Origin of the sequence: Oscillibacter sp. CAG:155, from assembly GCA_000436875.1 — a bacterium.
Taxonomy (GTDB): domain Bacteria; phylum Bacillota; class Clostridia; order Oscillospirales; family Oscillospiraceae; genus Oscillibacter.
In genome coordinates, this window is sequence record FR890839.1 from 21,924 (window position 1) to 48,049 (window position 26,126).

Sequence of the window (26,126 nt, forward strand, 5' to 3'; positions counted from 1 at the left end):
GGAGGGCCACATGAAGCCACTGGAAGGATTTACAATATTGGATTTCAGTCAGTTTCTGGCCGGACCGTTTGCCTCGCTGCGTCTGGCGGATCTGGGGGCCAGCGTGATCAAGGTGGAAAAGCCAGGAAGCGGGGATTCCTACCGAAGCAATTTTGGCCCGGCGCTCAAATTCAACGGTGATAACGCGGCATACTACTTTGTCAATCGGGGAAAAGAGAGCCTGAGCGTTGATCTGAAAGACCCGCAACAGCGGGAGAAACTGCTGCCGCTGCTCCGGAGCGCGGATGCGATGGTGATCAATTTCCGCCCGGAGGTGACAAAGCGGCTGGGGCTGGACTATGAAAGCGTCCGGGCGATCAATCCCGGCATCGTATATGGGCAGATCACAGGATATGGCTCGAACAGCGCCTGGAAGGACAGGCCGGGGCAGGATCTGCTGGTGCAGTGTGCCACGGGCGCCTGTTACCTCAACGGCAGCGGGCCGGACCCGGTTCCCTTCGGCGTTTCCACGGCGGATGAGTTCAGCGGAATGTATCTCGTCCAGGGGCTCCTGGCGGGCCTCTATCACAAACAGATGACAGGTGAGGGCTGTAAGGTGGAGACCAGTCTGGCGGAGGCCATGGTGGATATCGAATTTGAAAATTTCGGCGCATTTTTGAATGACGGCGAAAAACTGACTCCCCGCAGCCGGGTCAACGGTGCCAATCCGTGCCACAGCGCGCCCTATGGAATCTATGAAACGCAGGATGGCTATCTGGCGCTGGCAATGACCCCGGTTCCGGAACTGGGAAAGCTGTTGGGATGCGAGGCCATTACCCATTATACCAAAAAATCCGATTGGTTTGATCTGCGGGATGAAATCAAGTTGGCTCTGCGCGAGCACCTCAAAACGCAGACAACGGCATACTGGCTGTCCATTCTGGAAGCGGCGGACATTTGGTGTGCCCAGGTCTATGACTGGGGGCAGCTCCTGGAAACGGAAGGATTTCAGGTGCTGGACATGCTGCAGACCATCGATCAGGGAAACGGCCTGCGATTTGAGACCACCCGTTGTCCCATCCGCATTGATGGAAAGAGGCTGAAAAATGACCGGCCGGCACCCGGCGTGGGAGAACAGAATCAAAAGTACCATATTTAAAGGAAAGGGAGAGCATGCTATGGACACTTCTGCAATTTATTTCGAGGACTTTCATGTGGGGGATACCCACACCACCTATTCCCGGACCATGACAGAGACGGACATCGTACTTCACGCGGATCTGGGAGACGTGTTCCCGCATCATATGGATGCGGAGTTTGCCAAGACCACGGAGTTCGGGCAGAGAATCGCGCACGGCGCGCTGACCTTCAGCATGGCGGTGGGAATGAAGGCCAACACCATCAACACCGTGGGATTTTCCTACGGCTATGACCACCTGCGCTTCGTAAAACCGGTCTTTATCGGAGACACCATCCATGTGGTGGTGACCATTACGGAAAAGCGGGACCATCCCAAGCGCAAGGACATGGGAATCGTGGTCGAACACATGGATGTCATCAATCAGCGCGGTGAGGTTGTGCTGGTGTGCGACCATCTCACCTTGAATCAACGGCGGGTACCGCTGGGAGAAACGGAGGCCTGAGAAACACAGCTGGCATCACACGTATAGAATCTTAAAACGGTATGAACCACCATCAATGATGAAAAAGGAAGGAAGTTTATTATGAAAAAAATGCTGTCTCTTCTTCTGGCGATGATGATGTGCCTGTCCCTGGCTGCTTGTGGTGATTCCGGCGATGGGAAGACCTCCGAGGGAGACACCGCGGATGGCGATACCCCGGATAAAGTCTATACACTGAAGATGACCTATACCATTTCCGGTGATGAGACGGTCGCCAAGTGCGCCCAGGAGATGGCGGAGAAAGTGGAGGAGCGGACGAACGGCGGTCTGGTCCTGGAGAACTACCCCAACGGAGAACTGGCAACGGATACGGATGCGCTGGAGCTGTGTGCTCAGGGCGCAAATGTAATTTCCTTCGGAACGCCGGACTTCCTGACCGCCTATGTCCCGGATCTGGGAATTTTGGACGGCCCCTTCCTGTTTTCCGATCCCAGTGAATTTGCGAAAGTGGACCAGTCCGACTGGATGGCGGATATGCGTACACAGCTGGAAGCACAGGGAATCAAAAACCTTGGCATGAGCTGGTACTTCGGCGCGAGAGAACTGACATACTCCGGGGACAAGGGCGTTACCGTTCCCGAGGATCTCAAGGGCATGAAGATCCGTTCCGCTTCTTCCGAAACCCGGGTGGGTATGATGGAGGCGATGGGGGCCACCGTAACCCAGATGAACTGGAGCGAGGTCTACAGCGCTTTGCAGCAGGGCGTGTGCGAGGGCTGCGAGGCTCCGCTGTCCACCCTGTACAGCTCCAAGATCTATGAGGTCTGCAAGAACATCACCCTTACGGACCATATCATGGCCATCTGGAGCGTGAACATGTCCAACGATTACTTTAACACGCTGCCGGAGGAGTATCAGCAGATCCTGGTGGAGGAGATCGCCAACATGGCGCCTACCACCATTGAGCGGGTGACGGCAGACGAGAGTGACTTCAGAAGCAAGCTGGAAGCGGAAGGCGTCACCTTCTATGACTGCGATCGCGAGGCATTTGTTGAAGCGACCCGTTCCGTCTATGATTCGATCTCCAACTGGTCCGACGGACTGTATGAGACCGTATCCGCGATTATCAACGGCTGAGAGGAATTATCGCGTTCCCACTGAATAAGCAGTCCCCAGGCGGCCATGCCGCCTGGGGATATGGGAAAGGAGATTTGTTTTGAAGCGTGGAAAATGGATTGCATCGCATGTGCCGGAACTGATTGCCGGCATTGCCTTTACGATCATGATCACAGTTGTCTTTGCCAATGTGGTGCTGCGGTTTACAACTGGAAAGTCCCTGGTGTGGACGGAAGAGGTCGCCGCAATCGGTTTTATCTGGACGATTTTTATCGGTGCAGCCGTGTGCTATAAAGAACGGGGCGGACTGATCGGCATGGATGTGCTGATTTCGATTCTGCCGTCCCGGGCGGAAAAGTACGCAAATTTGATTTTGGATGCGCTGCAGATTGTGATCTGCATTGTGTTGGGCGTTTTGGGCTGGATTTTTGCCATGAGTGCGGCGAACAAAAGCTCTCTTTCTTTGAAACTGCCCTATACCATTTATGATATCCCGGTGGCCATCAGCTTTGCCTTTATGGCGTATTACGCGGCAAAGCGGACCGTCGAGGATGTGAAGGCCCTCCGCTCTGGCGCGGAAGAGAACGACAAGGAGGAATGATGCTATGAACTTTATGCCCCTGATCCTCCTGCTGGTGCTGTTTGTCTGCAATATTCCCATCGCATACTCTCTGATGCTGTCGGTGCTGTATTATTTCGTGTTTTGCAATGATACGCTGGCACCCTACATGATTTTTCAGAAGATGGTGGCGCAGGGAGAGTCATTTACGCTGCTGGCCGTGCCGTTTTTTGTGGCGGTGGGCGTTATCATGAACTACTCCGGCATTGCAAGCCGGCTGATGAATGTGGCTGACATGCTCACCGGACGCATGATCGGCGGCCTGGCCCAGTCCAACGTGGTGCTCAGCGCCCTGATGGGCGGCGTGTCCGGCTCTGCGAATGCGGATGCCGCTATGGAAGCAAAAATGCTGGTGCCTGAGATGACCAAGCGCGGTTACAGCAAAGGCTTTTCCGCTGGTGTTACGGCGGCGTCCGCTGTGCTGACCCCGATCATCCCTCCGGGAATCTGCCTGATCCTCTACGGCAGCCTGGCCAATGTTTCCGTGGCAAAGATGTTCCTGGCCGGTTATGGGCCCGGCCTTTTCCTGATGATTTGCCTGATGGTTGCTGTGCACTTTGTGGGCAAGAAAAAGGGATATGTGGGTACCAGAGACTACAAGATGGCGTGGAAAGATATTTTCACCACGCTCAAGGATGCGTTCTGGGCACTGTTGATCCCGCTGGGCATCATCATGGGACTGCGCATGGGCGTCTTCACTGCTACGGAAGCCGGCGCGGTCTGCGTGTTCTACTGCATTTTTGTCGGAATGTTTATTTACCGGGAGCTGAAAATCAGCATGATTCCCCAGATGATCCGGGAGTGCGTGACCAGCACGGCCGGCGTTATGCTGATTATCTGCGCAGCGTCCTCGTTCGGCAACTACCTGAGCTGGGAACGGATTCCCACGCAGCTGTCTGAGGTGCTGCTGACCCTTACCAGCAATAAGTATGTGATGCTGCTGCTGGTGAACCTGTTCTTGCTGGTGGTCGGCATGTTCCTGGAAGGGACGGCGGCCCTGATTATCCTGACGCCCCTGCTGGTCCCCACGATGACTGCGTTGGGAGTCGACCCCATCCTGTTCGGAATCATTATGTGCGTCAACGTTACCATGGGCGGCATCACGCCTCCGTTCGGAACGCTGATGTTCCTGACCTGTTCTATTATTAAAGTGAGCATCAAGGATTTCCTGAAAGAATCGTGGGTTTTGATTCTGACGATGATCATTGGTCTGCTGGGAATCACATATATCCCACAGATCACGCTGCTTTTGCCGAATCTGCTGGGATAAGATGCCTATGAATTTATTCGACTTATCGGGAAAGAAGGCCATCGTAACAGGCGCGTCCCGGGAGACCGGACTGTGTTACGCACAGGCGCAGGCCCTGCATGAAGCCGGCGCAGAGGTGGTTTTGCTGGGCGGATCGGAAAAAAATCTGGAGCATATGCGCCAAGTGACCGGCGGTCCGGAATCCGGGTATCACGTCGTGGACGGAGATCTGACCGACAAATCTTCTCGGGAGGAGGGATTTACCCGGGCGCTGGAGTGTCTGGGAGGCAGCGTAGACATTCTGCTCAACGGAGCAGGGACCCAGTTCCGCTGCCCGGCGGCAGAGTTTCCGTCCGAAAAGTGGGCGCATGTGTTGGACATCAATCTGTCTGCAATGTTTTACATGTGCCAGATGGCCGGCCGGGTGATGCTTCAGCAGGGAAGCGGCAAGATTATCAACATTGCCTCGATGAATTCCTTCCTGGGCGGGCACATTGTGGCAGCCTATGCCGCCAGCAAAGGCGGCGTGGTACAGCTGACCCGGGCCCTTTCCAATGAGTGGATGCCCTGCGGGATACAGGTCAATGCAATTGCTCCGGGATTCATGGAGACCGAGTTGAGCCATGACATGATGGTCAGTCAGACGGGAAAGGAGATCACGGCGCGGATTCCGGCGAGACGCTGGGGAAAACCGGAGGATTTAAAGGGCATAACCGTATTCCTGGCATCGGCGGCTTCGGATTATCTCTCCGGGGCGGTGATCCCGGTGGATGGAGGATATCTCTGCAAATGACTGTAAACGGGCTGAAAATGGGGCTGGAAACACCATACTGTTTTCAGCCCGTTTTGCCTTGCCAGCCAGGCAGGGGAAAAGATGCCGGGTGCGTAAATACAAAAAAGAAAGACACGCAATATGCGTGTCTTTCTTTTGGCGGAGAAGGAGGGATTCGAACCCTCGAGACCCTTTAGGGGCCTACATGATTTCCAATCATGCGCCCTCGACCAACTAGGCGACTTCTCCATAGCTGTCAAGCATCAAAAAAGATGAACTTGTATGTCGCTTAGGAGCGACAGCGTTATTATTATAGCAAACTTGGCGGAAAAGTCAACCCTTATTTTGCATTTTTTGAAAAAGCGGAGGGCATCCGCCCTCCGCCCTGCGCCTCAGCGCATTTCGGAAACAATGTTGTCCACGGCGTGGTCCACAGCGACACCCAGTTTGTGGATACTTTTCCCCACCTGTGTTTTCATGGGGTCCCTGCCGCAGGGCATCATCATTCCCACGATGGCACCGGCCATCATTCCGGCACCCATGCCGGCCCAAAATCCGGCGCACATATTTCTCATTTCAGTCAACTCCTTTTCGGCACGGCCTTAGTATGACCCGGCAGCCCGGAAAAAATCATGCTGGCGTTTGCCAAAAGATGTTAGATGCGCTATAATGTGTCCGTTCAAAATGAAACGGGTATGAAGGTGCCCGGAGAGGAAGAAACCCATGACCAAACTCTATCTCATCCGCCATGCGGAGGCGGAGGGCAATCTTTACCGCATTGCCCAGGGACAATACAACAGCATCATCACCGACCGGGGCTGGCGTCAGATCCGGGCGCTGGAGCGCCGGTTTGCGGAGATTCCCGTGGACGCGGTGTATTCCAGCGACCTGTACCGCACCTGTGCCACCGCCAGCGCCATTTACCGGCCCAAGGGACTGGAGCTCCACCGGCGGCGGGACCTGCGGGAGATCTGCGTGGGCGTCTGGGAGCAGAAGACCTGGGGGGAGATCGCCCGGATGGACCCGGTGCAGATGGAGAATTTCAGCCATCATCTGGACCAGTGGCACGTAGAGGGTGCTGAGACGCCGGAACAGGTCCGGGATCGGGTACTTGCCGCCGTGCGGCAGATTGCGGCGGAAAATGACGGAAAGACCGTGGCGGTCTTTTCCCATGGCTGCGCCATCCGAATCCTGCTGGCGACGCTTCAGGGATATTCCCTGGCCCAGCTGGGCCAGACGCCTCATGGCGACAACACCGCCGTCTCCCTCATTGAGGCGGAGGGGGACCAGATGCGGGTGGTGTTCCGGGATGACAACAGCCACCTGCTGGACCCCCGCTATGCCAAGGGCGAGATGGTGAAAAAGCGGGCCAATGCGCTGGAGCCGGGGCTGTATTTCCAACCGCTGGACCTGCGGGAGCAGGCGGCGCTTGTGGAGGACTGTGCCGGAGATTGTCCGGATATGGATGTCCGGGAGCTGGTAAAAAAGGACACCGTTTTGGCAGGCTTTTTGGGTGAGGAGGCCGTGGGCCTGGTGGGAGTTTGCCCGGAGAAGCAGGCGGAGGACCATATTGGATGGATTTCGCTCTTCTACATGAAAGAGACCTGCCGCCGGCGGGGATACGGGGTACAGCTGCTGGGCCAGGTGGTGGCCCAGTATCGCCCTCTGGGCCGCAAATACCTGCGGGTCGCGCTGAGCGATACGCAGCATGCCGGGCGGACCTTTTTCCTGGGCTATGGCTTTGCGCCGGTGGGACGGCTGGAAGATGGCCGGGAGATCCTGGAAAAGGACATCAGCTATGACCCGGCCTTTCTGGGACCGGAAGGGGAGAGCGGCTGCTGAGCCGAGAATACTGCCATCCTGAGACAAGTAAAATAAGGAAGCGGGAGAGCCAACGCTCTCCCGCTTTTTATTCTTTGATGAGGTCCCGGACGATGCGGGCGGTCATACCCCAGATGGCATGCCCCTCCCAAAACCATACCGGAACCTCCACGGTGCCCCGGGCCCAGCGATAGGTCTCCGGGATGCCCACGGATTGGTAGGGGAAATGATCTGGCCGGGTGGGGACCAGATCGTAGCGATAAACCTCCGGCTGCTGCCGACGGAAAAAGGAAAGGGGAACGGAAAAGACCTCCGCCACTTCGGCGGGGGAGGGGCAGAGGGCGGCAAGGCCCGCCGGAGAAACCACACCCAATACCGGCTGGAGCAAAAACCCCCGGTGGCTGCAGAGAAAATCCGACTTTCCCAGCACTTCGATCTCTTCCCGGACGATGCCCAGTTCCTCCCAGGTCTCCCGCAGAGCGCAGACTTCCGGCGTTTCGCCGGGTTCCTGCATGCCGCCGGGAAAGCAGACTTCCCCCGGCTGGCGGCGGAGAGTGGCAGCCCGGACCTCAAAGAGCAGGTGCAGACCGTCGGGCTGTTCCAGAAACGGACACAAAACCGCGTAACTGTGCTGGGCTTCCAGCATCTGGGGAACATAGCCGTCAAACCGGCAGCGCAGGTCTTTCAGTTCACTCACAGCAGCATCCTCAAGGCGCCCTGACGGTTGACAATGTCCACGGCGGGGGTGCTGGGGGCATATTCCCCGTCCAGGGACCAGGGGAGGTCCTCCTCCGTTTCCAGGTGCAGCGAGGAGACGTGGCGGAAGACCAGACCTTCACTGTCGTAGTGCTGGTTGAGCAGTGCCAGCATCAGGTTTTGAAGTCCCAGCGGCGTTTTAGGGCTGGGGATCAGCAGCAGCTCAAACTTGCCGTCATCCAGTACCACCCGCTCCGGGTCCAGCTTCATCAGCCCGCCGATGGAGGTGGAGTTGCACACGGCGCCGAAGAGGTAGTCCCCGTCCAAAACCTCGCCGTCGGCGGTAAGGCGGATGCGGTAGGGCCGCAGAGAGTTGAGATCTTTCATTCCCTCCAGGATATAGGCAAAGTGCCCCAGGGCGTTTTTGGAGGCCTGGGAGGCGGTGTAGGAGGTGCGGGTGAATGCGCCGAAAGAGGCTACATACGCAAAGGGACGCTGGTTCCAGAAGCCCACATCCAGCACCTGCACATGCTGCTGGACGATGACCTCCGCGGCGGCCGCGGGATCGTCGGAGATGTGAAGGCTGGAGGCAAAGTCATTGGTGCTGCCCTGGGGGAGATATCCCAGCAGGGGCGGATTTTCCAGCTGTACCAGTCCTGCGATGGTCTCGTTGAGCGTTCCGTCTCCGCCGGAGGCCACCACCAGATCGTATTGGCTGCCCTCCCGGGCCACGGTCTCCGTGGCGTCGCCGGGGGCAGTGGTCCGGTGAATGCGCAGCAGGTACCCTGCCTCGGAGAAGATGGCAGCGGCGTCAAACAGCGGGCCGCGGGACTTGTTGCGTCCTGCCCGGGGATTTACAATGAACAGCAGTTTTTTCTCCATAGTGCGTTCCTTTCCCGCCTGTCGGGATGAGATTGGACTCCGGAGTTCAAAATTTAACAAAACCGGAGCTTAAAATTTAACAGAATAATATATAGCACAGAGCCTGCAGGATTGCAAGAGACAGCACGCCGTCTCCCGGTTTTCCAGGGTGTTATGAAGCGGGGCGAATTCTGAAAGAATGAATTGCAATCCTATTCCGCGGCGTGTACAATGAAGCAGAGAACAAGAGGTGGTGGGCCATGAAGCGAAGAAGCGGTTATATGCAGCTGGGGCTGGCGGTATTTTTGTCCGTCAGCGCCATCTTGCTGTTTTACGATACTCTGTTTGGGCGCCGGGTGCTGCCGGTCTTCGGCGGGCAGTTGATCTCGGCCGTGCAGCCGGTTTTGATCGGTGCGCTGCTGGCGTATCTGCTGGCGCCGGTGGTGAATTTTTTTGACCGGATGCTGCTGCAGCCGCTGGGCGGCCGCAGGCCAAAGGGAAAGCTGGGCGGCTGCGTGCGGGCGGCGAGTGTGCTGCTGACCTGGCTGGTGATTGCTGTGCTGGTGTATCTGCTGGCATCGGTATTGCTGCCGGAGCTGTATAAGAGCGTTGTCCAGCTGATTGGAAATGTGGAAAACTATTATAATACTATCAACGGATGGGTCCGGCGGCTGCTGGACTCCAACCCGGAGCTGGAAAATCTGGTCAGCGACCGGCTGAAGGGGTATTACACCGATATCACCACCTGGCTGGATACACTGCTGCCCCAGGCCACGGCCCTGATGAGCGCGGTGTCCGGTGGTGTGATGACCGCCCTGAACTTTTTGCTGGATCTGCTGGTGGGTGTCATTGTCTCCATCTTCCTGCTGGCCACCAAGGAGCAGTGTGCCGCTTACGCCCGGAAGGTGATCTTCGGGCTGTTTCCCGGCAGCTATGTGCCGTGGGTCCTGCGGGGCATCCACAAGGTGGACAGCATCTTCTCCGGCTTTGTCCGGGGAAAGCTGCTGGACTCCCTGATCATCGGAATCCTCTGCTTCATCTGCTGCAGCCTTTTCAAGTTCCCGTATACGCCGCTGGTCTCTGTGATCGTGGGCGTGACCAATGTGATCCCCTTCTTCGGGCCCTTTTTGGGCGCCATCCCCAGCATCTTTTTGATCCTGCTGGTCTCTCCCATCCAGGCGGTGTATTTTGCCCTCTTCGTGCTGGCACTCCAGCAGCTGGACGGCAACATCATCGGCCCGTTGATCCTGGGGGACAAGACCGGCCTTTCCAGCCTGTGGGTGATCGTGGCCATTTTGGTGGGCGGCAGCTTTTTCGGCGTGCCTGGGATGTTTTTTGGCGTGCCGGTATTTGCGTGCTTTTACAGCGCGGCCAATTTCTTTCTGGATATGCGGCTGCGGCGCAAAGACCTGCCCCTGGACACCAAGGCCTATACCACCGACTATCCGAAAGCGGAACCCAAAGCGCCGCCGCAGGAGAAAAATTTGTGAATCCCCTTGCAATTAAGAGGTATATCGTGTACAATACGGCCTTGCGGGGCAGTTCGTTAGAAAAATAACGACTGACACCGCAAGGCCCTTTTTATATCTGAAGGGACCATATTTTGCATGGGCGGGACAGTTCCTGCCCCACACTGACCCTGTGCGGCAGTGATGAAAAAAGGAGAAGCTATGAAGAAGAGATGCCTGTCGCTCCTTCTTCTGGCGGGACTCCTGTGCGCTGTACTCAGCGGATGCGGAGACAGCAGCACAGCCGAGACGCCGGAGAGCAGAGCGGCCGCCAACGCCATCGTCGTTGGCATCGCCCAGGACCTGGACAACAGTCTTGACCCTCACAAAACGGTGAAGGCAGGAACCCGCGAGGTCATGTTCAATGTATTTGAAGGGCTGATGAAGCCCACCCCCGAGGGAGACCTTACCCCTGCCATCGCCAGTGACTACAAAGTTTCTGAGGACCGTTTGACCTATACCTTTACCCTGCGGGACGGGGTGAAGTTCCACAACGGTGACACGGTGACGGCGGAGGATGTGGTCTATTCCATCCAGCGCTGCGCCGCCGCTACCGAAACGGGAATCGTTCCGGTGGAGGCGTTTTCTAATATTACCGACATCCAGGCGCTCGATGCGTCCACGGTGACCATCACCCTGGCCCAGCCGGACAATGAGTTCCTCTCCTACATGACCACCGCCATTTTGCCGGCGGATTACGACCAGCAGGATACCGCCCCTGTGGGGACCGGCCCCTTCAAGTTCGTCTCCCGCACCGCACAGGATTCCATCGTGCTGGAAAAGTTTGACGACTACTGGGGTACCCCGGCACAGCTGGACCAGGTGACCTTCAAGATCATCGAAAACGCCGACAGCCTGCTGATGAGCCTCCAGAGCGGCGCCATCGACCTGTGCGCTCACTTGACCAGCACGCAGGTGGCCCAGCTGGGCGAGGACTTCAACGTGGCTGAGGGCACCATGAATCTGGTGCAGGCGCTGTACCTGAACAACGACGTGGCACCCTTTGACAACGAGCTGGTCCGTCAGGCGCTGTGCTACGCCATTGACAAGCAGGCCATCATCGACCTGGCCTTTGATGGCTACGGCAGCCCCATCGGCTCCAGCATGTACCCCGCCTTCGGCAAGTACTTCGATGAGAGCCTCACCGATTATTACCCCCACGACACGGAGAAGGCCAAGGAACTGCTGGCCCAGGCCGGCTATCCTGACGGCTTCTCCATGACCATCACCGTGCCCTCCAACTACAAGCCCCACATGGATACCGCCCAGGTGCTGGTGCAGCAGCTGGCGGAGGTAGGAATCACCGCTGAGATCCAGGCTGTGGAGTGGGAGAGCTGGGTGTCTGATGCCTATACCAACCGCCAGTTCCAGTCCACGGTGGTGGGCGTGGATGCGTCCAACATGACCGCCCGGGCGCTGCTGGAGCGGTTCACCTCCACGGCGGACAACAACTTCATCAACTACTCCAATGCGGACTATGACGCCCTCTTCGCCCAGGCCCAGGCCACGGCGGACGACGCAGAACAGACCGCCCTCTATAAGGAGATGGAGAAGAATCTGACGGAGCACGCCGCCAATGTCTATATCCAGGACCTGGCGGACCTGGTGGCCGTCCGGAAGGGACTGGAGGGCGTGACCTTCTATCCCATCTACGTGCTGGATCTTTCCGGCATCCACTACACAACCTGATATGACCGGCGGCGGATTGTTTGCCGCGGCCCCGGAAGGGAGGCGAAGACCATGAAGTATGCAGCCAAGCGCATTGCCATGCTGCTTTTTACCATGGTCATCGTCTCCCTTTTGGCGTTCGTGGCCTTTGATGTGATCTCCGGTGACCCTGCCACTGCCATGCTGGGCACCCAGGCCACCCCTGAGCGGGTGGCGGAACTCCGGGCGGAGCTGGGACTGGACCGGCCTTTGCTGGTGCGGTACGGCGAGTGGCTGCTGGGCTTTTTCACCGGAAACCTGGGTACCTCGTACAGCTACCACCAGCCGGTGTGGGACCTGATCGCCCCCAAGGTGGGTGTGACGCTGTGCCTGAGCCTTCTGAGTTTTGTGCTCATCGCGGTGATCTCCGTGCCGCTGGGAGTCCGGTCCGCCACGCGGCGCTCTCGGGGGATTTTGAACGGGGTGGAGACGCTGTTCAACCAGCTGTGCATGGCGGTGCCGCCCTTTTTTACCTCCATTTTGCTGACCTTCTGCTTCAGTACCGTGCTGCACTGGTTCGTTCACGGCAGCTTCCCGGGACTTGGCAGTGACTTTTTCGCAAGCCTGCGGTATCTGTTCTTTGCGGCGGTGGCCATCGCCATCCCCCGGATCGCCATGACGGTGCGGATGCTGCGCAGTACCATCGCCGACGAGATGGGAAAGGACTATGTCCGCACCGCCATCTCCCGGGGCAATGACCGCGCCGGCGTGCTGCGCCGCCACGTGCTCAAAAATTCCCTGGTGCCGGTGGTCACCTTCCTGGCCCAGACCATGGCGGAGATCGTGGCAGGCAGCATCGTGGTGGAGCAGGCCTTTGCCATCCCGGGCCTTGGGCGGATGCTGGTGGCCTCCATCGGCAGCCGGGATTATCCGGTGGTGCAGGCCATCATCGTGATCCTGGCCTTCTGGGTGGTGCTGGCCGGCACCGTGGCGGACCTCATCAACCAGCGGATTGACCCCCGCCTGCGGCTGGGAGGGGGCGCGTCATGAAAAAGCGGATGAAGAAGAGAATGAACGGCTATCTCCGGGCAGGATTGCTGCTTGGAGCGGTGCTGACGGCCCTGATCGTGCTGGGCTTTTTCTGGACGCCCTACGACCCCAACGCCATGGGCGATGCCGGAGAGAAGTTCCTGGCCCCCTCGCTTCAGCACCTGCTGGGAACGGACGACTTCGGCCGGGATATTTTCAGCCGGGTGCTCAAGGGCGCCGGCACCACCTTCACCATCGCCATCTGCACCGTGGTCATCGGTGCCGTGGTGGGCACGGCCCTTGGGGCGGTGACCGGCTACTTCGGTGGATTGGTGGACGAGGTGCTGATGCGTCTCAACGATGTGCTGACGGCGTTCCCCAGTATTCTGCTGGCCCTGGTGGTGATCTCCATCCTGGGCCCCGGCAATAAGTACAACGTGATTCTTGCCCTGGGACTGGTGTTTATCCCCAGCTTTGCCCGGGTGACCCGCACGGCCTTTGCCGCGCTGCGGGACGTGAACTATGTTAAAAGCGCCCGGCTGATGGGGGCGTCTCCCGCCCGCATCCTGGCGGTCCATATCCTGCCCAACACCGCCCATGTACTGCTGCCTGCCGTCACCATCGGCTTCAACAACGCCGTGCTGGCTGAGGCATCCATGAGCTATCTGGGCATTGGCGTCACCCCACCGGATGCCTCGCTTGGCTATATGCTCTCCGAGGCCCAGAGCCTCTTTACCGCGGCCCCCTGGTACGCGGTGGGCACAGGCCTTGCCATCGTGCTGCTGGTCCTCAGCGCCGGCCTCATCGGCGAGGGACTGCAGCGGGCAGAACGGGGGGTGATGTGATGCTGGAGATCCGTGATCTGCATGTGAAGTTCCACGTCCGCAGCCGGGAAGCAGTGGCAGGCGTGTCTCTCACCATTCAGGACGGAGAGATCCTGGGCCTGGTGGGGGAATCCGGCTCCGGAAAGTCCGTCACCGCTATGAGCGTTGCGGGGCTGCTGCCCCGCCGGCAGTGCGAATATTCCGGTCAGGTGCTGCTGGACGGGGTGGATCTGCTGCATGCACCCCGGGAGGAGCTGCGGAAGGTCCAGGGGAAGGACATCGGCGTGGTGTTTCAGGAGCCCCAGAGCTGCATGGACCCGCTGATGAAGATCGGCAGCCAGGTGGAGGAATCACTGTGCCTCCACACCCATATGGACCGGGCACAGCGGCGGAAACTGGCGCTGGAGGCCCTTGCCGCCGTGGAGCTGCCGGACCCGGAAACGGTGTATGACAAATATCCCCATCAGCTCTCCGGCGGGATGTGCCAGCGGGCCATGATCGCCGCGGCCATCGTGACCCGGCCCAAGCTGCTGCTGCTGGACGAGCCCACCACCGCTCTGGACGTGACCATTCAGGCCCAGATCCTGGAGCTTTTGAAAAAGCTCAACCGGGAGACGGGAATGTCCATGCTCTTTATCTCCCATAACCTGGCGGTGGTGCGCAAGCTCTGCGCCCGGGTGGCAGTGATGCAGCGGGGCGTGCTGGTGGAAGAAGGGGACACCGACCAGGTGTTCCACCATCCCCGGGAGGAGTACACCAAGCGGCTTATCGCCGCCATTCCCACCCGGAGCCGGAAGGAGGGAGCCCAATGAGTGAAGATCTGGCCCTCTCGGTCCGGCATGTGACCAGCGGCTACCGGGAGGGCGGCCTGCTGGGGAAGAAAACCTATCAGGAGGTCCTCCACGATGTGACCTTCGACGTCCGCCACGGGGAGATCCTGGGCTTGGTGGGAGAGTCCGGTACCGGAAAATCCACGCTGGCCCGGACCATTCTGGGCATGGTGAAGCCGGACGCCGGTGAGGTGATCCACTATACCAAGCGGCCCCAGATGATCTTTCAGGACCCGTACAGCTCTTTGAATCCCGCCTATACCGTGGCGTGGAACCTGGAGGAGCCGCTGCGGATCTACGGCAAGTATGATGCCGCCGAACGCCGCCGACGGGTCCGGGACATGCTGGAACGGGTGGAGCTGCCGGCAGAGTGCCTGCGGGCCAAGCCGGCGGAGCTCTCCGGCGGCCAGCGTCAGCGGGTGTCCATCGCGGTGGCACTGATCCAGCGGCCTCGGTTTTTGATCGCGGACGAACCGGTCAGCGCCCTGGACGTTACCATTCAGGCCCAGATCCTGAAGCTGCTGAAAGACCTGCGGCGAGAGCTGGATCTGAGTTTCCTCTTCGTCTCCCATGATCTGAATGTGGTCTATCAGCTCTGCGACCGGGTACTGGTGATGAAGGACGGCCGCATCGTGGAGCAGGGCTCCGTGGAGGAGATTTTTGACCATCCCAAAGAGGCGTATACCCGGCAGCTGCTGGCTGCCGCGGAGTAAAGGAGTCCCTTTGAAAGCGTTTTTCCTGCGGCATCGAAAACTGCATCTGTGGCTGCTGGCAGATCTTGTGCTGCTGACAGCGTTCTTCCTGTGCCGGAGTCATACCGGCGTCATGACCGCCTTGGCCTCCGCCGCCACGGCGGTGCGCCGCGTGCTCGGGCGGTTGTGCTACCGGGTGCCCTTTTCCGTGATGGAGGCACTGTGCATCGCGCTGGTGATGTTCACGGCGGCATACCTGGTGTGGAGCATTGCGTCGGTGGTCCGACGAAAGACCGCCTCCGGCCGTCTCCACCGGGCGTACAGCGCCCTTGTGGGTGCCGTGTGCGTGGGGCTGACTATTTACGCGGGCTTCTGCGGACTCTGGGGCGTCCACTACTACACCCCCAGCTTTCAGGACCTCTCCGGCATCTATGCCCAGCCGATGGCGGAGGAGGACCTGCTGGCGGTGACACGCTACTTTGCCGACCGGCTGACGGAGACGGCGGATCTGGTGGAGCGGGATGAGCAGGGGTGCTTCGCGGTGCCCCGGGAGGAGATCCTCTCCCAGAGCGTCCGTGCCTATGATGCGGTGGAAGGGCAGTTTCCCTTCCTGGAATTTGAGGACCCCGGCGTGAAGGCAGTGCACTTTTCCCGTGTCATGAGTGCCCTGGATTTTACCGGCATTTACTGTCCCTTCACCGGGGAGTCCAATGTCAATGTGGACAGTCCCGCCTGCCTCCTGCCCTCCACGGCGGCCCATGAGCTGGCCCACCAGCGGAGCATCGCCTCGGAGCAGGAGTGCAACTTCCTGGCAGTACTGGCCTGTACCACCTGCGGCAATGATGCCTATGCCTACTCCGGCTGGCTGCTGGGCTATATCCATCTGGGCAATGCCCTCTACCGGGTGAATCCGGAGGCCTATCAGACCATCCGGGACAGCCTGCCGCCGGAGGTGCGGGCGGATCTCGGTGCCAACAACGCCTACTGGGCCCAGTTCCAGGATACGGCGGTGCAGAAGGTGTCCAACGAGGTGTATGACCGATTCCTCAAGGGTTACGGCGAGAAGCAGGGATTGCAGAGCTACGGCACCGTGGTGGACCTGCTGGTGGTCTACTACCGGGATGCGGCAGTTTGAACAGAACAAATGAGCGCCCCCACGATTTCGTGGGGGCGCTCATTTCTTATTTCATCAGTTCGCACACAAGATCGGTGTAGCCGGAGGGATCGTCCAGGGGCAATCCCGCAATCAGCAGTGCCTGATCGTAGAGGAGCTGGGCGTACTTCTTGGCCTTCTCCGGATCATCGCTGACCGCCTGCTCCAGAGCCTGGAAGGCGGGGTGGTCCACATTCAGCTCCAGGATGCGCTCGGCCTTGATGGCGGAGTCAGGCTGCACGGCCTGGAAATACTTTTCCATCTCAAAGCTCAGCCCCTCGCCGGCGGTGAGGCACACGGGATGGGACTTGAGGCGGGCGGAGGCCTTGACCTCCTTCACGGCGTCACCCAGGGTCTCCTTGACGAAGTCCAGAGCGGCCTTGTGGGCGTCCATGGCCTCCTCGGACTTCTTCTCAGCGCCCTCCTCGATCTCCTGATCCAGCACGGAGCGGAACTCCTTGTCCTGATAGCTGTGGAGGATCTGGGCGCAGAACTCGTCCACCTCTTCAGTGAAGTAGAGGATCTCCGTGCCCTTGTCCTTAAGAAGCTCCGTCTGGGGGAGTTTGTCGATCTTGTCCAGGGATTCACCGGTGGCGTAATAGATATACTTCTGATCCTCGCCCATCCGGGAGACGTACTCGCCCAGCGTTACCAGTTTCTTCTCCGTGGAGGAGTAGAACAGCAGCAGGTCCTGCAGCAGCTCCTTGTGGGCGCCGTACTCGCTGACCGCGCCGTACTTGAGCTGGCGGCCGAAGTTCTTCCAGAAGGTCTCATAGGCCTCCCGGTCGTCCTTAAGCATCTTGGCAAGCTCGCTCTTGATCTTCTTTTCCAGGTTGGAGGCAATGACCTTGAGCTGCCGGTCATGCTGCAGCAGTTCCCGGGAGATATTCAGCGACAGGTCGGGGGAGTCCACCACGCCTCGGACGAAGCGGAAATGCTCCGGCAGGAGGTCGGCGCACTTGTCCATGATGAGCACGCCGTTGGAGTAGAGCTGTAATCCCTTTTCGTATTCCTTGGTGTAATAGTCGAAGGGCGTGGCGCCGGGGATGAACAGCAGCGCCTTATAGGTGACAGCGCCCTCGGCGGACACGGCGATCACACGCTGGGGGTCTGCGTAGTCGTGGAACTTATCCCGGTAGAATTTGTTGTACTCCTCCGGCTTCACGCTGGACTTGCGGCGCTGCCAGATGGGGACCATGGAGTTGAGGGTCTCCTCCTCGGAGTAAGTCTCATACTCCGGCTTGTCGTCGGGGCTGCCTTCCTTCCGGCGGGTCTTGGAGACCTCCATCCGGATGGGGAAGCGGATGTAATCCGAATACTTGCGCACCAGCTCCTGAATCTTCCAGGACTCCAGAAACTCGCCGTACTTTTCATCGTCGGTGTCGGGCTTGATGTGCATGATGATGTCGGTGCCCACACCGTCCCGTTCACACTCAGTGATGGTATAGCCGTCGGCGCCGGAGGACTGCCACATGTAGGCGGTGTCAGAGCCGTACTTGCGGGTCACCACGGTGATGTGGTCCGCCACCATGAAGGCGGAATAAAAGCCCACACCGAACTGGCCGATCACATCGGTGTCCTTGGTATCGTCGCCCACTTCCTGCTTGAAGCGGTAGGAGCCGGAGGAGGCGATGACGCCCAGATTATTCTCCAGGTCCTCCTTGTCCATGCCGATGCCGTTGTCGGATACCGTCAGAAGGCGGTTGTCCTTGTCCACCTTCAGCTGGATCTGGAAATCCTTGCGGGTCATGCCCACTGTCTCGTCTGTCAAAGCCTGGTAGCACAGCTTGTCACAGGCATCGCTGGCGTTGGAGATGATCTCCCGCAGGAAAATTTCCTTGTGGGTGTAGATGGAATTGATCATCAGATCCAGTAGGCGTTTGGATTCCGCCTTGAATTGTTTTTTTGCCATGGATGATGCACTTCCTTTGTTTATTTTTTATCACAACTTCAAAATATACCACACAAATCGCTGTAAATAAATGACCAATTTGTAAATTCAACGGGGAAATGGTTGTCTGAACGGGACTTTGCGAGTAGAATAATTGAAAACAAAAACAGACGGCCAAAAGCCGCCGGAGAAGGAGTCCTGGAGCGATGGGTGTATTGTATAAGTGCAAAATGGCACTGCAGCGGCTGATGTATGGCCGCAATGGCTCCGACCAGCTGGGACGTGCTGCCATTGTGGCCGCACTGGTGCTGGATGTGGTGTCCATGATCGTGATGCGCATCCGCCATTTGCAGCTGGTGGGCGTGCTGCTGTACTGGGCCGCTATGGTGCTGCTGCTCTATGCCATTTTCCGGGTGTTTTCCAAGAATCTCTATAAGCGCCGGGAGGAGAACAGCAAGTTCCTCCAGTGGACCTGGAAGGTGAAAAACGGCCGGTCCGCGGCGAAGGCCCGCCATGCCGACACCGCCCACAAGTACTTCACCTGCAAAAACTGCAAGACCATCTGCCGGGTGCCGGTGGGGAAGGGAAAGGTCGTCATCACCTGCCCCAAGTGCGGTGCCCAGATTCACGGAAAAACCTGACACGGCGGGGACGTTCGGGCGTCCCCGCTTCTTTGCGGAAAAGGAGGGATTGGATGGAGATCCGGTTTGCCGCGGAGGCGGACGCGCCGGCTCTGTTGGCCATTTACGCCCAGTATATCGAAACGGGCATCACCTTTGAATACCAGCTGCCCACCCGAGAGGAATTTGCCCGGCGCATCCGGGACTTCGGCGGAACCTATCCCTATCTGGTCTGCGAGGAAAACGGATGCATCGTGGGATATGCCTATGCCCACCGGCAGGCGGAGCGGGCGGCTTATCAGTGGAATGCGGAGCTGTCCGTCTATCTGGACCGGGACCATACCGGCACCGGCCTTGGAAAGCGGCTTTATCACGCACTGATGGAGCTGCTGCGGCTCCAGGGGGTGCGGACGGTGTACGCCCTGGTGACGCTGCCCAACGAGAAGAGTGAGGGGCTCCACCGGAGCATGGGGTTCCGCCTGATGGGCGTTCAGCGCAGCACCGGCTACAAAGCCGGGGCCTGGCGGGATGTGGCCTGGTTCGAGCTGCCCATTGCCGGTTATGACCAGGACCCCGCACCGCTGTGCTCCCTGCCTCAGGTGCCGCCGGAACAGGTGGCGGCGGTGCTGCGGCAGGCGTGAGGCGTGCCCGGGCCGGGGAGCGCAGTGTCCGCCGGGGCCGGTGTGCCCGGCTGGATTTCAACAATACGCAAAAAGGAGGAGCCAACGGCTCCTCCTTTTTCTGTGGAAATAGAATGCTCAGCCCTGGCAGACAGGAACCATCCAGCCCTTGGTGTCGGGGATCTTGCCCCACTGGATGCCGGTCATGGTATCGTAGAGCTTCTGGGTGATCTCGCCGATCTTGCCGTCGCTGATAAAGACCTTGTCGCCCTTCCAGTCCAGCTCCTTGACGGGGGAGACCACGGCGGCGGTACCGCAGCCGAAGACCTCTTCCAGCTTGCCCTCGTGGCCGGCCTTCATCACGTCGGCGATAGCCAGACGGTCTTCCACCACCTCGTAGCCCCAGTCCTTCAGCAGTTCGATAATGGAGCGGCGGGTGACGCCGGGCAGGACAGTGCCGTTGCAGGGAGCGGTGTGGATCTTGCCGTCGATCTTGAACATGATGTTCATGCTGCCGACCTCTTCCACGTACTTCTTCTCCACGCCGTCCAGCCACAGAACCTGGGCAAAGCCCTGCTCCTCGGCCATCTCACCGGCCTTGATGGAAGCAGCGTAGTTGCCGCCGCACTTGGCAAAGCCCGTCAGGCCGGGAGCGGCACGGATGTACTCGTCTTCCACATAGATGCGCACGGGATTGATGCCCTCAGCGTAATAGGCGCCGGAGGGAGCGCAGATGATGCAGAAAACATACTTGCGGCTGGCGTGGACGCCCAAGCCCACATCTGCGGCAAAGGTGAAGGGACGGATGTACAAAGAGGAGCCCTCGGTGTGGGGGACCCAATCCTTCTCCACTTCCACCAGGGCCTTGACGGCCTGGATGAAGTCCTCCACGGGCAGCGGGGGAATGCACAGCCGCTCGGAGGAGTCCTGATACCGCTTGGCGTTGCAGTCCGGGCGGAACAGCTGGATCTTGCCGTCGGCGGTACGATAGGCCTTCATGCCCTCAAAGATCTCCTGTGCATAGTGCAGCACCACGCAGGCCGGGTCCATCTGGAACGGCGCATAGGGGACAATGCGGGCGTCGTGCCAGCCCTGACCGGCGTCATAGTCCATTACGAACATGTGGTCGGTAAAGATCTTACCAAAGCCCAGCTTGCTCTCGTCGGCGGGCTTGGCCTTCGGGGTGGTCGTCTTTGTGATTTTGATATCCAGCATGTCAAAACGCTCCCTTTTTTTCAAATTTTGAAGTTTTTCGTCGGGATAAAACAAAAAGACTTCCGCATCGTCCCGGATGTCCGGGAGAGGCGAAAGTCAAACTTCCGTGGTACCACTCTCATTGCCGCCGTGGAGGCGGCCACTCAAAGCCCCGGTATCGGAGGGCGACCGGCGCGGCTTACTGAAAGAACTCCCTGTTCAGCCGTGCTGCTCCCGGGTGAGACCGGCAAAGTGCCTCCCGCTGCCTCACACCAGCCGGCAGCTCTCTGAAGGGAGGAAATCCATCCTTGCGGTATATCCCGTTCATTGCGTGATGACGTATTCGCCATGTCGTTATTTCATTTATACGCTGACGGTGGTACAAAGTCAATCGGTAAAATGCACAGAAAGAGCGCTCGGACGGAAGGAAAGAGGGGCCGGCGGGAGATCCTGCCGGCCCCCTTTGTTCTTAACAAATGCGTCTGCTTACTGGATGCAGGCCATGCCGCGGCGGAAGGCCTCGATATTCAGGGGAACGAACTTGGCCTTGGAGCCGGTGAACATCTCCTGAATCATAGCCTCGATGGTCTCGGGCTTGAGAATCTTGGTACCGGCCACATAGGCGCCCAGCATCACCATGTTGCTGACCTTGGCGTTGCCCACCTCGTCGGCGATGGTGTTGCAGGGGATGTAGTAGGCGGTCAGATCCGAACGGGAGACCTTGTCGGTGACCACGTCGCTGTTGATGAACACGCAGCCGCCGGGAACGACACCTGCCTCAAACTTGGACAGGGAGGGCTCGTTGAGGGCGATGAGTTCCGTGGAATGGGCGAACACGGGGGAGCCCACCGGCTTGTCGGAGAGAACCACGGAGCAGTTGGCGGTGCCGCCGCGCATTTCCGGGCCATAGGAAGGAGCCCAAGTGACATTCAGACCCTCGGCCATGCCGGCCTCCGCCAGGTTTTTGCCGATGGCAAGTCCGCCCTGGCCGCCGAAACCGGAAATGATGATTTCTTTTTTCATCTTACTTCACCTCCGCATTTTCCGGTGCGACTTCCTTAATGACTCCCAGAGGATAGTAGGGAATCATGTTGTCCTTGAGCCAGTCCACAGCCTTCAGCGGCGTCATGCCCCAGTTGGTGGGGCAGGTGGACAGGACCTCAATGAAGGTGAAGCCTTCGCCGTTCATCTGCTTCTGGAAGGCCTTCTTGATGGCCTTCTTGGCCTTGTTGATGTTGGCGATGTCGGTGACGCAGACCCGCTCAGCGTAGACGCAACCGTCCAGCGTGGACAGCAGCTCCGCCATGCGGATGGGCATACCGGCCTGCTCCTTGGTACGGCCGGTCTGGCAGGTGGTGGCCTTCTGACCGATCAGGGTGGTGGGGGCCATCTGACCGCCGGTCATGCCGTAAATGGCGTTGTTGACGAAAATGGTGGTGAACTTCTCACCCCGCATGGCGGCGTGGACGATCTCGGCGGCGCCGATGGACGCCAGGTCGCCGTCGCCCTGGTAGGTGAACACTGCCTGATGGGGATGGGTGCGCTTGATGCCGGTGGCCACGGCGGGCGCACGGCCATGAGCGGCCTCCTGCATGTCGCAGTTGAAGTATTTGTAGGCAAAAACGGAGCAGCCCACGGGGCACACGCCGATGGCGTCGTCCAGCAGTCCAAGCTCCACCAGGGACTCCGCCACCAGCTTATGGATGATGCCGTGGTTGCAGCCGGGGCAGTAATGCAGCTCGACGTCCGTCAGGCCCTTGGATTTCTCATATACGATTGCCATGTCACTTGACCTCCTTCAAGGCCTTCTTGGCCGCTTCTACCATCTCTTCCACGGTGGGCATCACGCCGCCGGCGTGACCCAGATAATGGACGGGCTTTCTGCCCTCCACAGCCAGACGGACATCGTCGATCATCTGGCCGGTGGAGCTCATCTCCACGTCCACAAAGGCCTTCACATGATCGGACTTGGCCAGCTTGCGCAGCGCCTCCTCCGGGAAGGGCCACAGCGTGATGGGACGGAACAGTCCGACCTTCAGCCCCTCGGCTCGCAGGGTCTCGATGGCAGTCAGAGCGATTCGGGCGGGCGTGCCGTAGGCAGTGATGACGACTTCGGCATCATCGCAGTCGGTCTCAGACCAGCGCACCTCGTCTCTCTCCATGGCGGCGTACTTCTCGGCCAGATGGTCGTTGTGACGGTCGCACTCCTCGGGGTCCATATACAGAGAATTGATGATGTTGTTGTGATCGCGGTCCTTCCGGCCGGTAGTGGCCCAATCCTTGGGAGGCAGATTCCGCTTGGGAACCTCGTGCCACTCGATGGGCTCCATCATCTGGCCGATCAGGCCGTCCATGACCACCATAACGGGATTACGATACTGGTCGGCAATGTCAAAGGCCTCCTGCACGAAGTCCACTGCCTCCTGCACGTTGGAGGGGGAGAGGACCAGCGTCCGGTAGTCGCCGTTGCCGCCGCCGCGGGTGGCCTGATAGTAGTCACCCTGGCCCGGCTGAATGGTGCCCAGGCCCGGGCCGCCGCGCATGCAGTTGACGATGACGCAGGGCAGCTCAGCGCCGGCGATGTAGGAGATGCCCTCCTGCTTCAGGCTGATGCCGGGGGAGGAGGAGGAGGTCATGGCGCGCATACCAGCGCCGGCGGCGCCGTAAACCATATTGATGGCCGCGACCTCAGATTCAGACTGAACAAACACACCGCCGGCCTTGGGCAGGTGAGCGGACATGTACTCGGGGACCTCGCTCTGCGGGGTGATGGGATAGCCAAAGAAACAGTCACAGCCGGCGCGGATAGCCGCCTCGGCGATGGCTTCATTACCTTTCCAAAGTTCCTTTTCCACGGTTGATGACCTCCTTGCTTCAGAATTTCTCCACGGTGATGATGGAATCCGGGCAGATCTTCGCGCAGCTGGCGCAGGCGATGCACTGGGTGATGTCCGTCACATGGGCGGGGTGATACCCCTTGCGGTTGATCACCGTCTGATCGATGGCGACGATGTGCTTGGGGCACACGGTGGTGCACAGTTCACAGCCTTTGCACCGGTCGGAGTTGAACGTTACCTTGGCAGTCATGATGGAATACTCCTCCTTTCCCCTGTTGCCTGTGGGTCAAATCTCCCACGGCTTTTTCATTTTTATGGTGATTGGGAACACAGGCTCCCGCAGGTCACTGAGATGGTCGGCGAAGCGCTCCTCCGCCACATGGCACAGCACCGGGATTTCCGTCTCCCGGCTGACGCGCTCCGCCAGGTCGGCACCTTTGCGAATCTCCCGCTCCGTGGTCTCGCCGCACAGGTGCGTATTATTCACGATGCCGCCGCAGGTGAGGCCTGTGGTGGCCTCAATGGCACGCAGATAGGAGATGGCACTCTCCGGTGTCCGGACCTCCGGACGGTTGGCATTGAGTACATAGACGAGCTGGTAATCCTCCTGGAGGATCTTGGGCCGGAATCGGGCCAGCACACGGGCACCCACCGGGTCGCCGCCGATGTCCAGAACGCCCCGAACATCCCGGTTTTCCAGAATGGTGAGGACCTCCGCCGGCAGTGCGGGCACATCCGCGTCAGAACAGGCCTGCGAGGAACAGATCAGCCGGATTCCGGCGTCTTCCAGCAAAGCCTTCCGCTCCCGGGATCGGAAGTAGGGGTTCACAATGTCCAGATCAGCCATCATGACCTGTTCGCCTTCGCCGGCCAGTGCCAGAGCCAGATTTACGGAGAACTCGGTTTTGCCGGTGCCGTAGTGTCCGGTAACAATGGTCAGGCGATGGCTGCAAATCTCTTTGGCGGTCAAAAAAGAGGGCCCCCCTTCAAAAAAAGTACAAAATAGTGGTTGTATTATTTCTTATTCTGTTGTATGATGTCATTGTACTCCAAAAGGTATATGATGTCAAGAGCGTTCTTGGAAACAACGGCAGGAAGGGCGCACGCCGGCATCTTACATGAAAGATCCTGCACTGGCGGGTGGAACGGGCGGTCCGGAGAGAAGGAGGAAGTTATGGCGGAGGGAAAGCGGGTAAAGCTGTCGGAGCGGACGGCAGACCGTCTGTACGAGATGATCGTTGAGGAAAAACGGTATGAGCCCGGCAGCAAACTCCCCAATGAAAATGAACTCAGTGATGCGCTGCAGGTCAGCCGCACCACGCTGCGGGAAGCGATTTCCTTTCTTGTTGCACAGGGGGTTCTGGAGATCCGCCGGGGCAAGGGGACGTTTGTGGCGGATTCCCTGCCGGCTGGGACCATGGACCTGACGGCGCTGGCCGGGGTGCGATCCCGGGTGCGGGCCAAGGACCTTTTTGAGATGCGGCTCATTTTTGAACCGGCCACGGTGGCCCTGGCCTGCCAGCGGGCCACGGATGAGGAACTGCGGCAGATTAAGAAGAAAGCAGACCGTATGGAACGGATTGCTGCCGAGGGTGGGGACTGGCCGCTGGCAGACCAGGAATTTCACTGGGCAATCATCAAGGCGTCCCACAACGAATATATGCGGCGGCTGTATCCCATCATCAACAGCGCCGTCAATGAGATCATGCAGCTCTCTCAAAACCGCCAGCATATGCAGAATGTGGCCATCAGCGACAACCAGCAGATTCTGTTCTTTCTGATGCGGCGGGACGAGGCGGGGGCCCGCCATGCCATGAGTATTCATATGCGTCATCTGTTGCATATCCTGCAAAGCTGAACCTGTCTGAACAGCAAAGGGACCCGACCGGAGCGGTCGGGTCCCTTTTTGCGGGTTTGAGGGGTCAAAAAAGGGTGAGGACTGTGCACTATGCACAATTTAAACAGGGAAAAGTAAATATTTCGACAGATTTTATTTTAAAAAACAGTGGAAACGTTTGCCGAAATTCACAATTCACTGGGAGTTATTCACAAATTGTACACAAATTTTCGAAAGACTACTTAACAAATTCTGAAAGAACGTGTATAATGTCTAACAGAATTTGAACGGGGACGGCAGAGGGTGGACCCCCATTTCCAAAGGCACCGGGCCCGGTAAAATTCGGCTGGCGCTCCACACTGGATGGAGTATTCCAAATGGCAATCAAAGTTCCGAGCGAGTTCTCCTCCTGATCCAGACGGGCGGGGAGCGAAAGGTTCCGGAAAGCGGATGTGCAATCCGGGGCGTGATAAAAAGGGAGAGTATCAGAGAGCGAGGAACGAAGGTCAGCAGATTCCGTGGGGCGGAATGCCAAGCCGACCCCCATCCGCCGTTCATACAGCTGGCGGGGAATCGACCGGCAAAGGAGGTTCCGGCGGAACCGCTTTTCCGGATCAGCACAAGAACCAAAAAAAGAAGGAGTGTGTGTTTTATGGCAACATTTGTTGTGGGTCTCGTGATCCTGTTCGTAGGCGCCGCACTGTACGGC

General features: G+C 58.8%; 27 protein-coding genes and 1 tRNA gene. 17 read left to right on the forward strand and 11 right to left on the reverse strand.

The features are described from left to right. Positions 1-10 precede the first annotated feature (10 nt). The 6 genes from QZL67_RS01155 to QZL67_RS01180 all read left to right on the forward strand — a co-directional run bounded on the left by QZL67_RS01155 (position 11) and on the right by QZL67_RS01180 (position 5,378). Positions 11-1,138: a CaiB/BaiF CoA-transferase family protein gene (locus QZL67_RS01155; RefSeq protein ID WP_022288953.1), complete on the forward strand. Its 1,128-nt coding sequence runs from the start codon at positions 11-13 to the stop codon at positions 1,136-1,138. 19 nt (positions 1,139-1,157) lie between these two features. Further along, positions 1,158-1,622, forward strand: coding sequence for a MaoC/PaaZ C-terminal domain-containing protein (locus tag QZL67_RS01160; protein WP_022288954.1), 465 nt, complete (start codon positions 1,158-1,160; stop codon positions 1,620-1,622). Between the two features lie 81 nt (positions 1,623-1,703). Continuing rightward, positions 1,704-2,738, forward strand: coding sequence for a C4-dicarboxylate TRAP transporter substrate-binding protein (locus QZL67_RS01165; RefSeq protein ID WP_022288955.1), 1,035 nt, complete (start codon positions 1,704-1,706; stop codon positions 2,736-2,738). A 79-nt stretch (positions 2,739-2,817) separates the two neighbouring features. Further along, positions 2,818-3,318, forward strand: coding sequence for a TRAP transporter small permease (locus tag QZL67_RS01170; protein ID WP_022288956.1), 501 nt, complete (start codon positions 2,818-2,820; stop codon positions 3,316-3,318). Positions 3,319-3,322: 4 nt separating this feature from the next. Further along, positions 3,323-4,606, forward strand: a complete 1,284-nt coding sequence (locus QZL67_RS01175; protein ID WP_022288957.1) for a TRAP transporter large permease — start codon at positions 3,323-3,325, stop codon at positions 4,604-4,606. 7 nt (positions 4,607-4,613) lie between these two features. Next, the gene (locus QZL67_RS01180; RefSeq protein ID WP_022288958.1) at positions 4,614-5,378 is read left to right on the forward strand and encodes an SDR family oxidoreductase; all 765 of its coding nucleotides are present in this window, start codon (positions 4,614-4,616) and stop codon (positions 5,376-5,378) included. 136 nt (positions 5,379-5,514) lie between these two features. Here the strand turns inward: QZL67_RS01180 and QZL67_RS01185 are convergent. Beyond that, positions 5,515-5,606, reverse strand: a tRNA-Ser gene (locus tag QZL67_RS01185). Between the two features lie 143 nt (positions 5,607-5,749). Beyond that, positions 5,750-5,932 (reverse strand): hypothetical protein, encoded by a 183-nt coding sequence (locus QZL67_RS01190; protein WP_022288959.1) that lies wholly within the window; start codon positions 5,930-5,932, stop codon positions 5,750-5,752. A 148-nt stretch (positions 5,933-6,080) separates the two neighbouring features. On the opposite strand from QZL67_RS01190, the gene QZL67_RS01195 reads away from it, so the two are divergent. Next, positions 6,081-7,199, forward strand: coding sequence for a GNAT family N-acetyltransferase (locus tag QZL67_RS01195; RefSeq protein ID WP_022288960.1), 1,119 nt, complete (start codon positions 6,081-6,083; stop codon positions 7,197-7,199). A gap of 67 nt (positions 7,200-7,266) precedes the next feature. Here QZL67_RS01195 and QZL67_RS01200 read toward each other — a convergent pair whose 3' ends face one another. Next, a complete protein-coding gene (locus QZL67_RS01200) occupies positions 7,267-7,875 on the reverse strand; it encodes a CoA pyrophosphatase (protein ID WP_022288961.1) in 609 nt (202 codons plus the stop codon). Beyond that, positions 7,872-8,756 (reverse strand): diacylglycerol kinase family protein, encoded by an 885-nt coding sequence (locus tag QZL67_RS01205; RefSeq protein WP_022288962.1) that lies wholly within the window; start codon positions 8,754-8,756, stop codon positions 7,872-7,874. Before QZL67_RS01205 ends, QZL67_RS01200 begins: the two co-directional genes overlap by 4 nt. A gap of 239 nt (positions 8,757-8,995) precedes the next feature. Between QZL67_RS01205 and QZL67_RS01210 the strand changes: the two genes are divergently transcribed. From QZL67_RS01210 to QZL67_RS01240, 7 genes are all read left to right on the forward strand, one after another. Further along, the gene (locus QZL67_RS01210) at positions 8,996-10,225 is read left to right on the forward strand and encodes an AI-2E family transporter (RefSeq protein WP_022288963.1); all 1,230 of its coding nucleotides are present in this window, start codon (positions 8,996-8,998) and stop codon (positions 10,223-10,225) included. Between the two features lie 180 nt (positions 10,226-10,405). Continuing rightward, a complete protein-coding gene (locus QZL67_RS01215) occupies positions 10,406-11,932 on the forward strand; it encodes an ABC transporter substrate-binding protein (RefSeq protein ID WP_022288964.1) in 1,527 nt (508 codons plus the stop codon). A 51-nt stretch (positions 11,933-11,983) separates the two neighbouring features. Next, on the forward strand, positions 11,984-12,940 hold the full coding sequence (locus QZL67_RS01220) for an ABC transporter permease (protein WP_022288965.1): 957 nt from the start codon (positions 11,984-11,986) through the stop codon (positions 12,938-12,940). Continuing rightward, on the forward strand, positions 12,937-13,764 hold the full coding sequence (locus QZL67_RS01225) for an ABC transporter permease (RefSeq protein ID WP_022288966.1): 828 nt from the start codon (positions 12,937-12,939) through the stop codon (positions 13,762-13,764). The genes QZL67_RS01220 and QZL67_RS01225 overlap by 4 nt, the downstream gene beginning before the upstream one ends. Then, the gene (locus tag QZL67_RS01230; protein ID WP_022288967.1) at positions 13,764-14,555 is read left to right on the forward strand and encodes an ABC transporter ATP-binding protein; all 792 of its coding nucleotides are present in this window, start codon (positions 13,764-13,766) and stop codon (positions 14,553-14,555) included. The genes QZL67_RS01225 and QZL67_RS01230 overlap by 1 nt, the downstream gene beginning before the upstream one ends. Next, positions 14,552-15,286 carry an ABC transporter ATP-binding protein gene (locus QZL67_RS01235; protein ID WP_022288968.1) on the forward strand — a complete coding sequence of 245 codons (735 nt, stop codon included), beginning with the start codon at positions 14,552-14,554 and terminating at the stop codon, positions 15,284-15,286. Before QZL67_RS01230 ends, QZL67_RS01235 begins: the two co-directional genes overlap by 4 nt. 10 nt (positions 15,287-15,296) lie before the next feature. Next, positions 15,297-16,400, forward strand: coding sequence for a DUF3810 domain-containing protein (locus QZL67_RS01240; protein WP_022288969.1), 1,104 nt, complete (start codon positions 15,297-15,299; stop codon positions 16,398-16,400). Positions 16,401-16,446: 46 nt separating this feature from the next. Here QZL67_RS01240 and htpG read toward each other — a convergent pair whose 3' ends face one another. Beyond that, entirely contained in the window at positions 16,447-18,330 is a 1,884-nt protein-coding gene (gene htpG, locus QZL67_RS01245) for a molecular chaperone HtpG (RefSeq protein WP_022288970.1), read from the reverse strand. 185 nt (positions 18,331-18,515) lie between these two features. Here htpG and QZL67_RS01250 point away from each other — a divergent pair, with 185 nt between their 5' ends. Both QZL67_RS01250 and QZL67_RS01255 read left to right on the forward strand, forming a co-directional pair. Further along, positions 18,516-18,950 (forward strand): hypothetical protein, encoded by a 435-nt coding sequence (locus QZL67_RS01250; protein WP_022288971.1) that lies wholly within the window; start codon positions 18,516-18,518, stop codon positions 18,948-18,950. A 53-nt stretch (positions 18,951-19,003) separates the two neighbouring features. Continuing rightward, positions 19,004-19,570 (forward strand): GNAT family N-acetyltransferase, encoded by a 567-nt coding sequence (locus QZL67_RS01255; protein WP_022288972.1) that lies wholly within the window; start codon positions 19,004-19,006, stop codon positions 19,568-19,570. A 117-nt stretch (positions 19,571-19,687) separates the two neighbouring features. On the opposite strand, the gene QZL67_RS01260 is transcribed toward QZL67_RS01255, so the two are convergent. The 6 genes from QZL67_RS01260 to QZL67_RS01285 all read right to left on the reverse strand — a co-directional run bounded on the left by QZL67_RS01260 (position 19,688) and on the right by QZL67_RS01285 (position 24,550). After that, positions 19,688-20,764 (reverse strand): branched-chain amino acid aminotransferase, encoded by a 1,077-nt coding sequence (locus QZL67_RS01260; RefSeq protein ID WP_022288973.1) that lies wholly within the window; start codon positions 20,762-20,764, stop codon positions 19,688-19,690. Positions 20,765-21,229: 465 nt separating this feature from the next. After that, the gene (locus QZL67_RS01265; protein WP_022288974.1) at positions 21,230-21,766 is read right to left on the reverse strand and encodes a 2-oxoacid:acceptor oxidoreductase family protein; all 537 of its coding nucleotides are present in this window, start codon (positions 21,764-21,766) and stop codon (positions 21,230-21,232) included. A gap of 1 nt (position 21,767) precedes the next feature. Next, positions 21,768-22,526, reverse strand: a complete 759-nt coding sequence (locus tag QZL67_RS01270) for a thiamine pyrophosphate-dependent enzyme (protein ID WP_022288975.1) — start codon at positions 22,524-22,526, stop codon at positions 21,768-21,770. Between the two features lies 1 nt (position 22,527). Further along, on the reverse strand, positions 22,528-23,598 hold the full coding sequence (locus QZL67_RS01275; protein WP_022288976.1) for a 3-methyl-2-oxobutanoate dehydrogenase subunit VorB: 1,071 nt from the start codon (positions 23,596-23,598) through the stop codon (positions 22,528-22,530). 19 nt (positions 23,599-23,617) lie between these two features. Then, the gene (locus QZL67_RS01280; protein WP_022288977.1) at positions 23,618-23,830 is read right to left on the reverse strand and encodes a 4Fe-4S dicluster domain-containing protein; all 213 of its coding nucleotides are present in this window, start codon (positions 23,828-23,830) and stop codon (positions 23,618-23,620) included. 36 nt (positions 23,831-23,866) lie between these two features. After that, a complete protein-coding gene (locus QZL67_RS01285) occupies positions 23,867-24,550 on the reverse strand; it encodes a hypothetical protein (RefSeq protein ID WP_022288978.1) in 684 nt (227 codons plus the stop codon). Between the two features lie 204 nt (positions 24,551-24,754). Between QZL67_RS01285 and QZL67_RS01290 the strand changes: the two genes are divergently transcribed. Further along, positions 24,755-25,438, forward strand: a complete 684-nt coding sequence (locus QZL67_RS01290; RefSeq protein WP_022288979.1) for a FadR/GntR family transcriptional regulator — start codon at positions 24,755-24,757, stop codon at positions 25,436-25,438. Positions 25,439-26,126: the final 688 nt, after the last annotated feature.

Coding starts and splice junctions, on each gene's coding strand:
- QZL67_RS01260 (WP_022288973.1), bottom strand. CDS start 20,764: ATGCTGGATATCAAAATCACAAAGACGACCACCCCGAAGGCCAAGCCC.
- QZL67_RS01180 (WP_022288958.1), top strand. CDS start 4,614: ATGAATTTATTCGACTTATCGGGAAAGAAGGCCATCGTAACAGGCGCG.
- QZL67_RS01270 (WP_022288975.1), bottom strand. CDS start 22,526: ATGGCAATCGTATATGAGAAATCCAAGGGCCTGACGGACGTCGAGCTG.
- QZL67_RS01195 (WP_022288960.1), top strand. CDS start 6,081: ATGACCAAACTCTATCTCATCCGCCATGCGGAGGCGGAGGGCAATCTT.
- QZL67_RS01230 (WP_022288967.1), top strand. CDS start 13,764: ATGCTGGAGATCCGTGATCTGCATGTGAAGTTCCACGTCCGCAGCCGG.
- QZL67_RS01280 (WP_022288977.1), bottom strand. CDS start 23,830: ATGACTGCCAAGGTAACGTTCAACTCCGACCGGTGCAAAGGCTGTGAA.
- QZL67_RS01190 (WP_022288959.1), bottom strand. CDS start 5,932: ATGAGAAATATGTGCGCCGGATTTTGGGCCGGCATGGGTGCCGGAATG.
- QZL67_RS01255 (WP_022288972.1), top strand. CDS start 19,004: ATGGAGATCCGGTTTGCCGCGGAGGCGGACGCGCCGGCTCTGTTGGCC.
- QZL67_RS01160 (WP_022288954.1), top strand. CDS start 1,158: ATGGACACTTCTGCAATTTATTTCGAGGACTTTCATGTGGGGGATACC.
- QZL67_RS01175 (WP_022288957.1), top strand. CDS start 3,323: ATGAACTTTATGCCCCTGATCCTCCTGCTGGTGCTGTTTGTCTGCAAT.
- QZL67_RS01205 (WP_022288962.1), bottom strand. CDS start 8,756: ATGGAGAAAAAACTGCTGTTCATTGTAAATCCCCGGGCAGGACGCAAC.
- QZL67_RS01225 (WP_022288966.1), top strand. CDS start 12,937: ATGAAAAAGCGGATGAAGAAGAGAATGAACGGCTATCTCCGGGCAGGA.
- QZL67_RS01290 (WP_022288979.1), top strand. CDS start 24,755: ATGGCGGAGGGAAAGCGGGTAAAGCTGTCGGAGCGGACGGCAGACCGT.
- QZL67_RS01235 (WP_022288968.1), top strand. CDS start 14,552: ATGAGTGAAGATCTGGCCCTCTCGGTCCGGCATGTGACCAGCGGCTAC.
- htpG (WP_022288970.1), bottom strand. CDS start 18,330: ATGGCAAAAAAACAATTCAAGGCGGAATCCAAACGCCTACTGGATCTG.
- QZL67_RS01250 (WP_022288971.1), top strand. CDS start 18,516: ATGGGTGTATTGTATAAGTGCAAAATGGCACTGCAGCGGCTGATGTAT.
- QZL67_RS01220 (WP_022288965.1), top strand. CDS start 11,984: ATGAAGTATGCAGCCAAGCGCATTGCCATGCTGCTTTTTACCATGGTC.
- QZL67_RS01165 (WP_022288955.1), top strand. CDS start 1,704: ATGAAAAAAATGCTGTCTCTTCTTCTGGCGATGATGATGTGCCTGTCC.
- QZL67_RS01265 (WP_022288974.1), bottom strand. CDS start 21,766: ATGAAAAAAGAAATCATCATTTCCGGTTTCGGCGGCCAGGGCGGACTT.
- QZL67_RS01155 (WP_022288953.1), top strand. CDS start 11: ATGAAGCCACTGGAAGGATTTACAATATTGGATTTCAGTCAGTTTCTG.
- QZL67_RS01215 (WP_022288964.1), top strand. CDS start 10,406: ATGAAGAAGAGATGCCTGTCGCTCCTTCTTCTGGCGGGACTCCTGTGC.
- QZL67_RS01210 (WP_022288963.1), top strand. CDS start 8,996: ATGAAGCGAAGAAGCGGTTATATGCAGCTGGGGCTGGCGGTATTTTTG.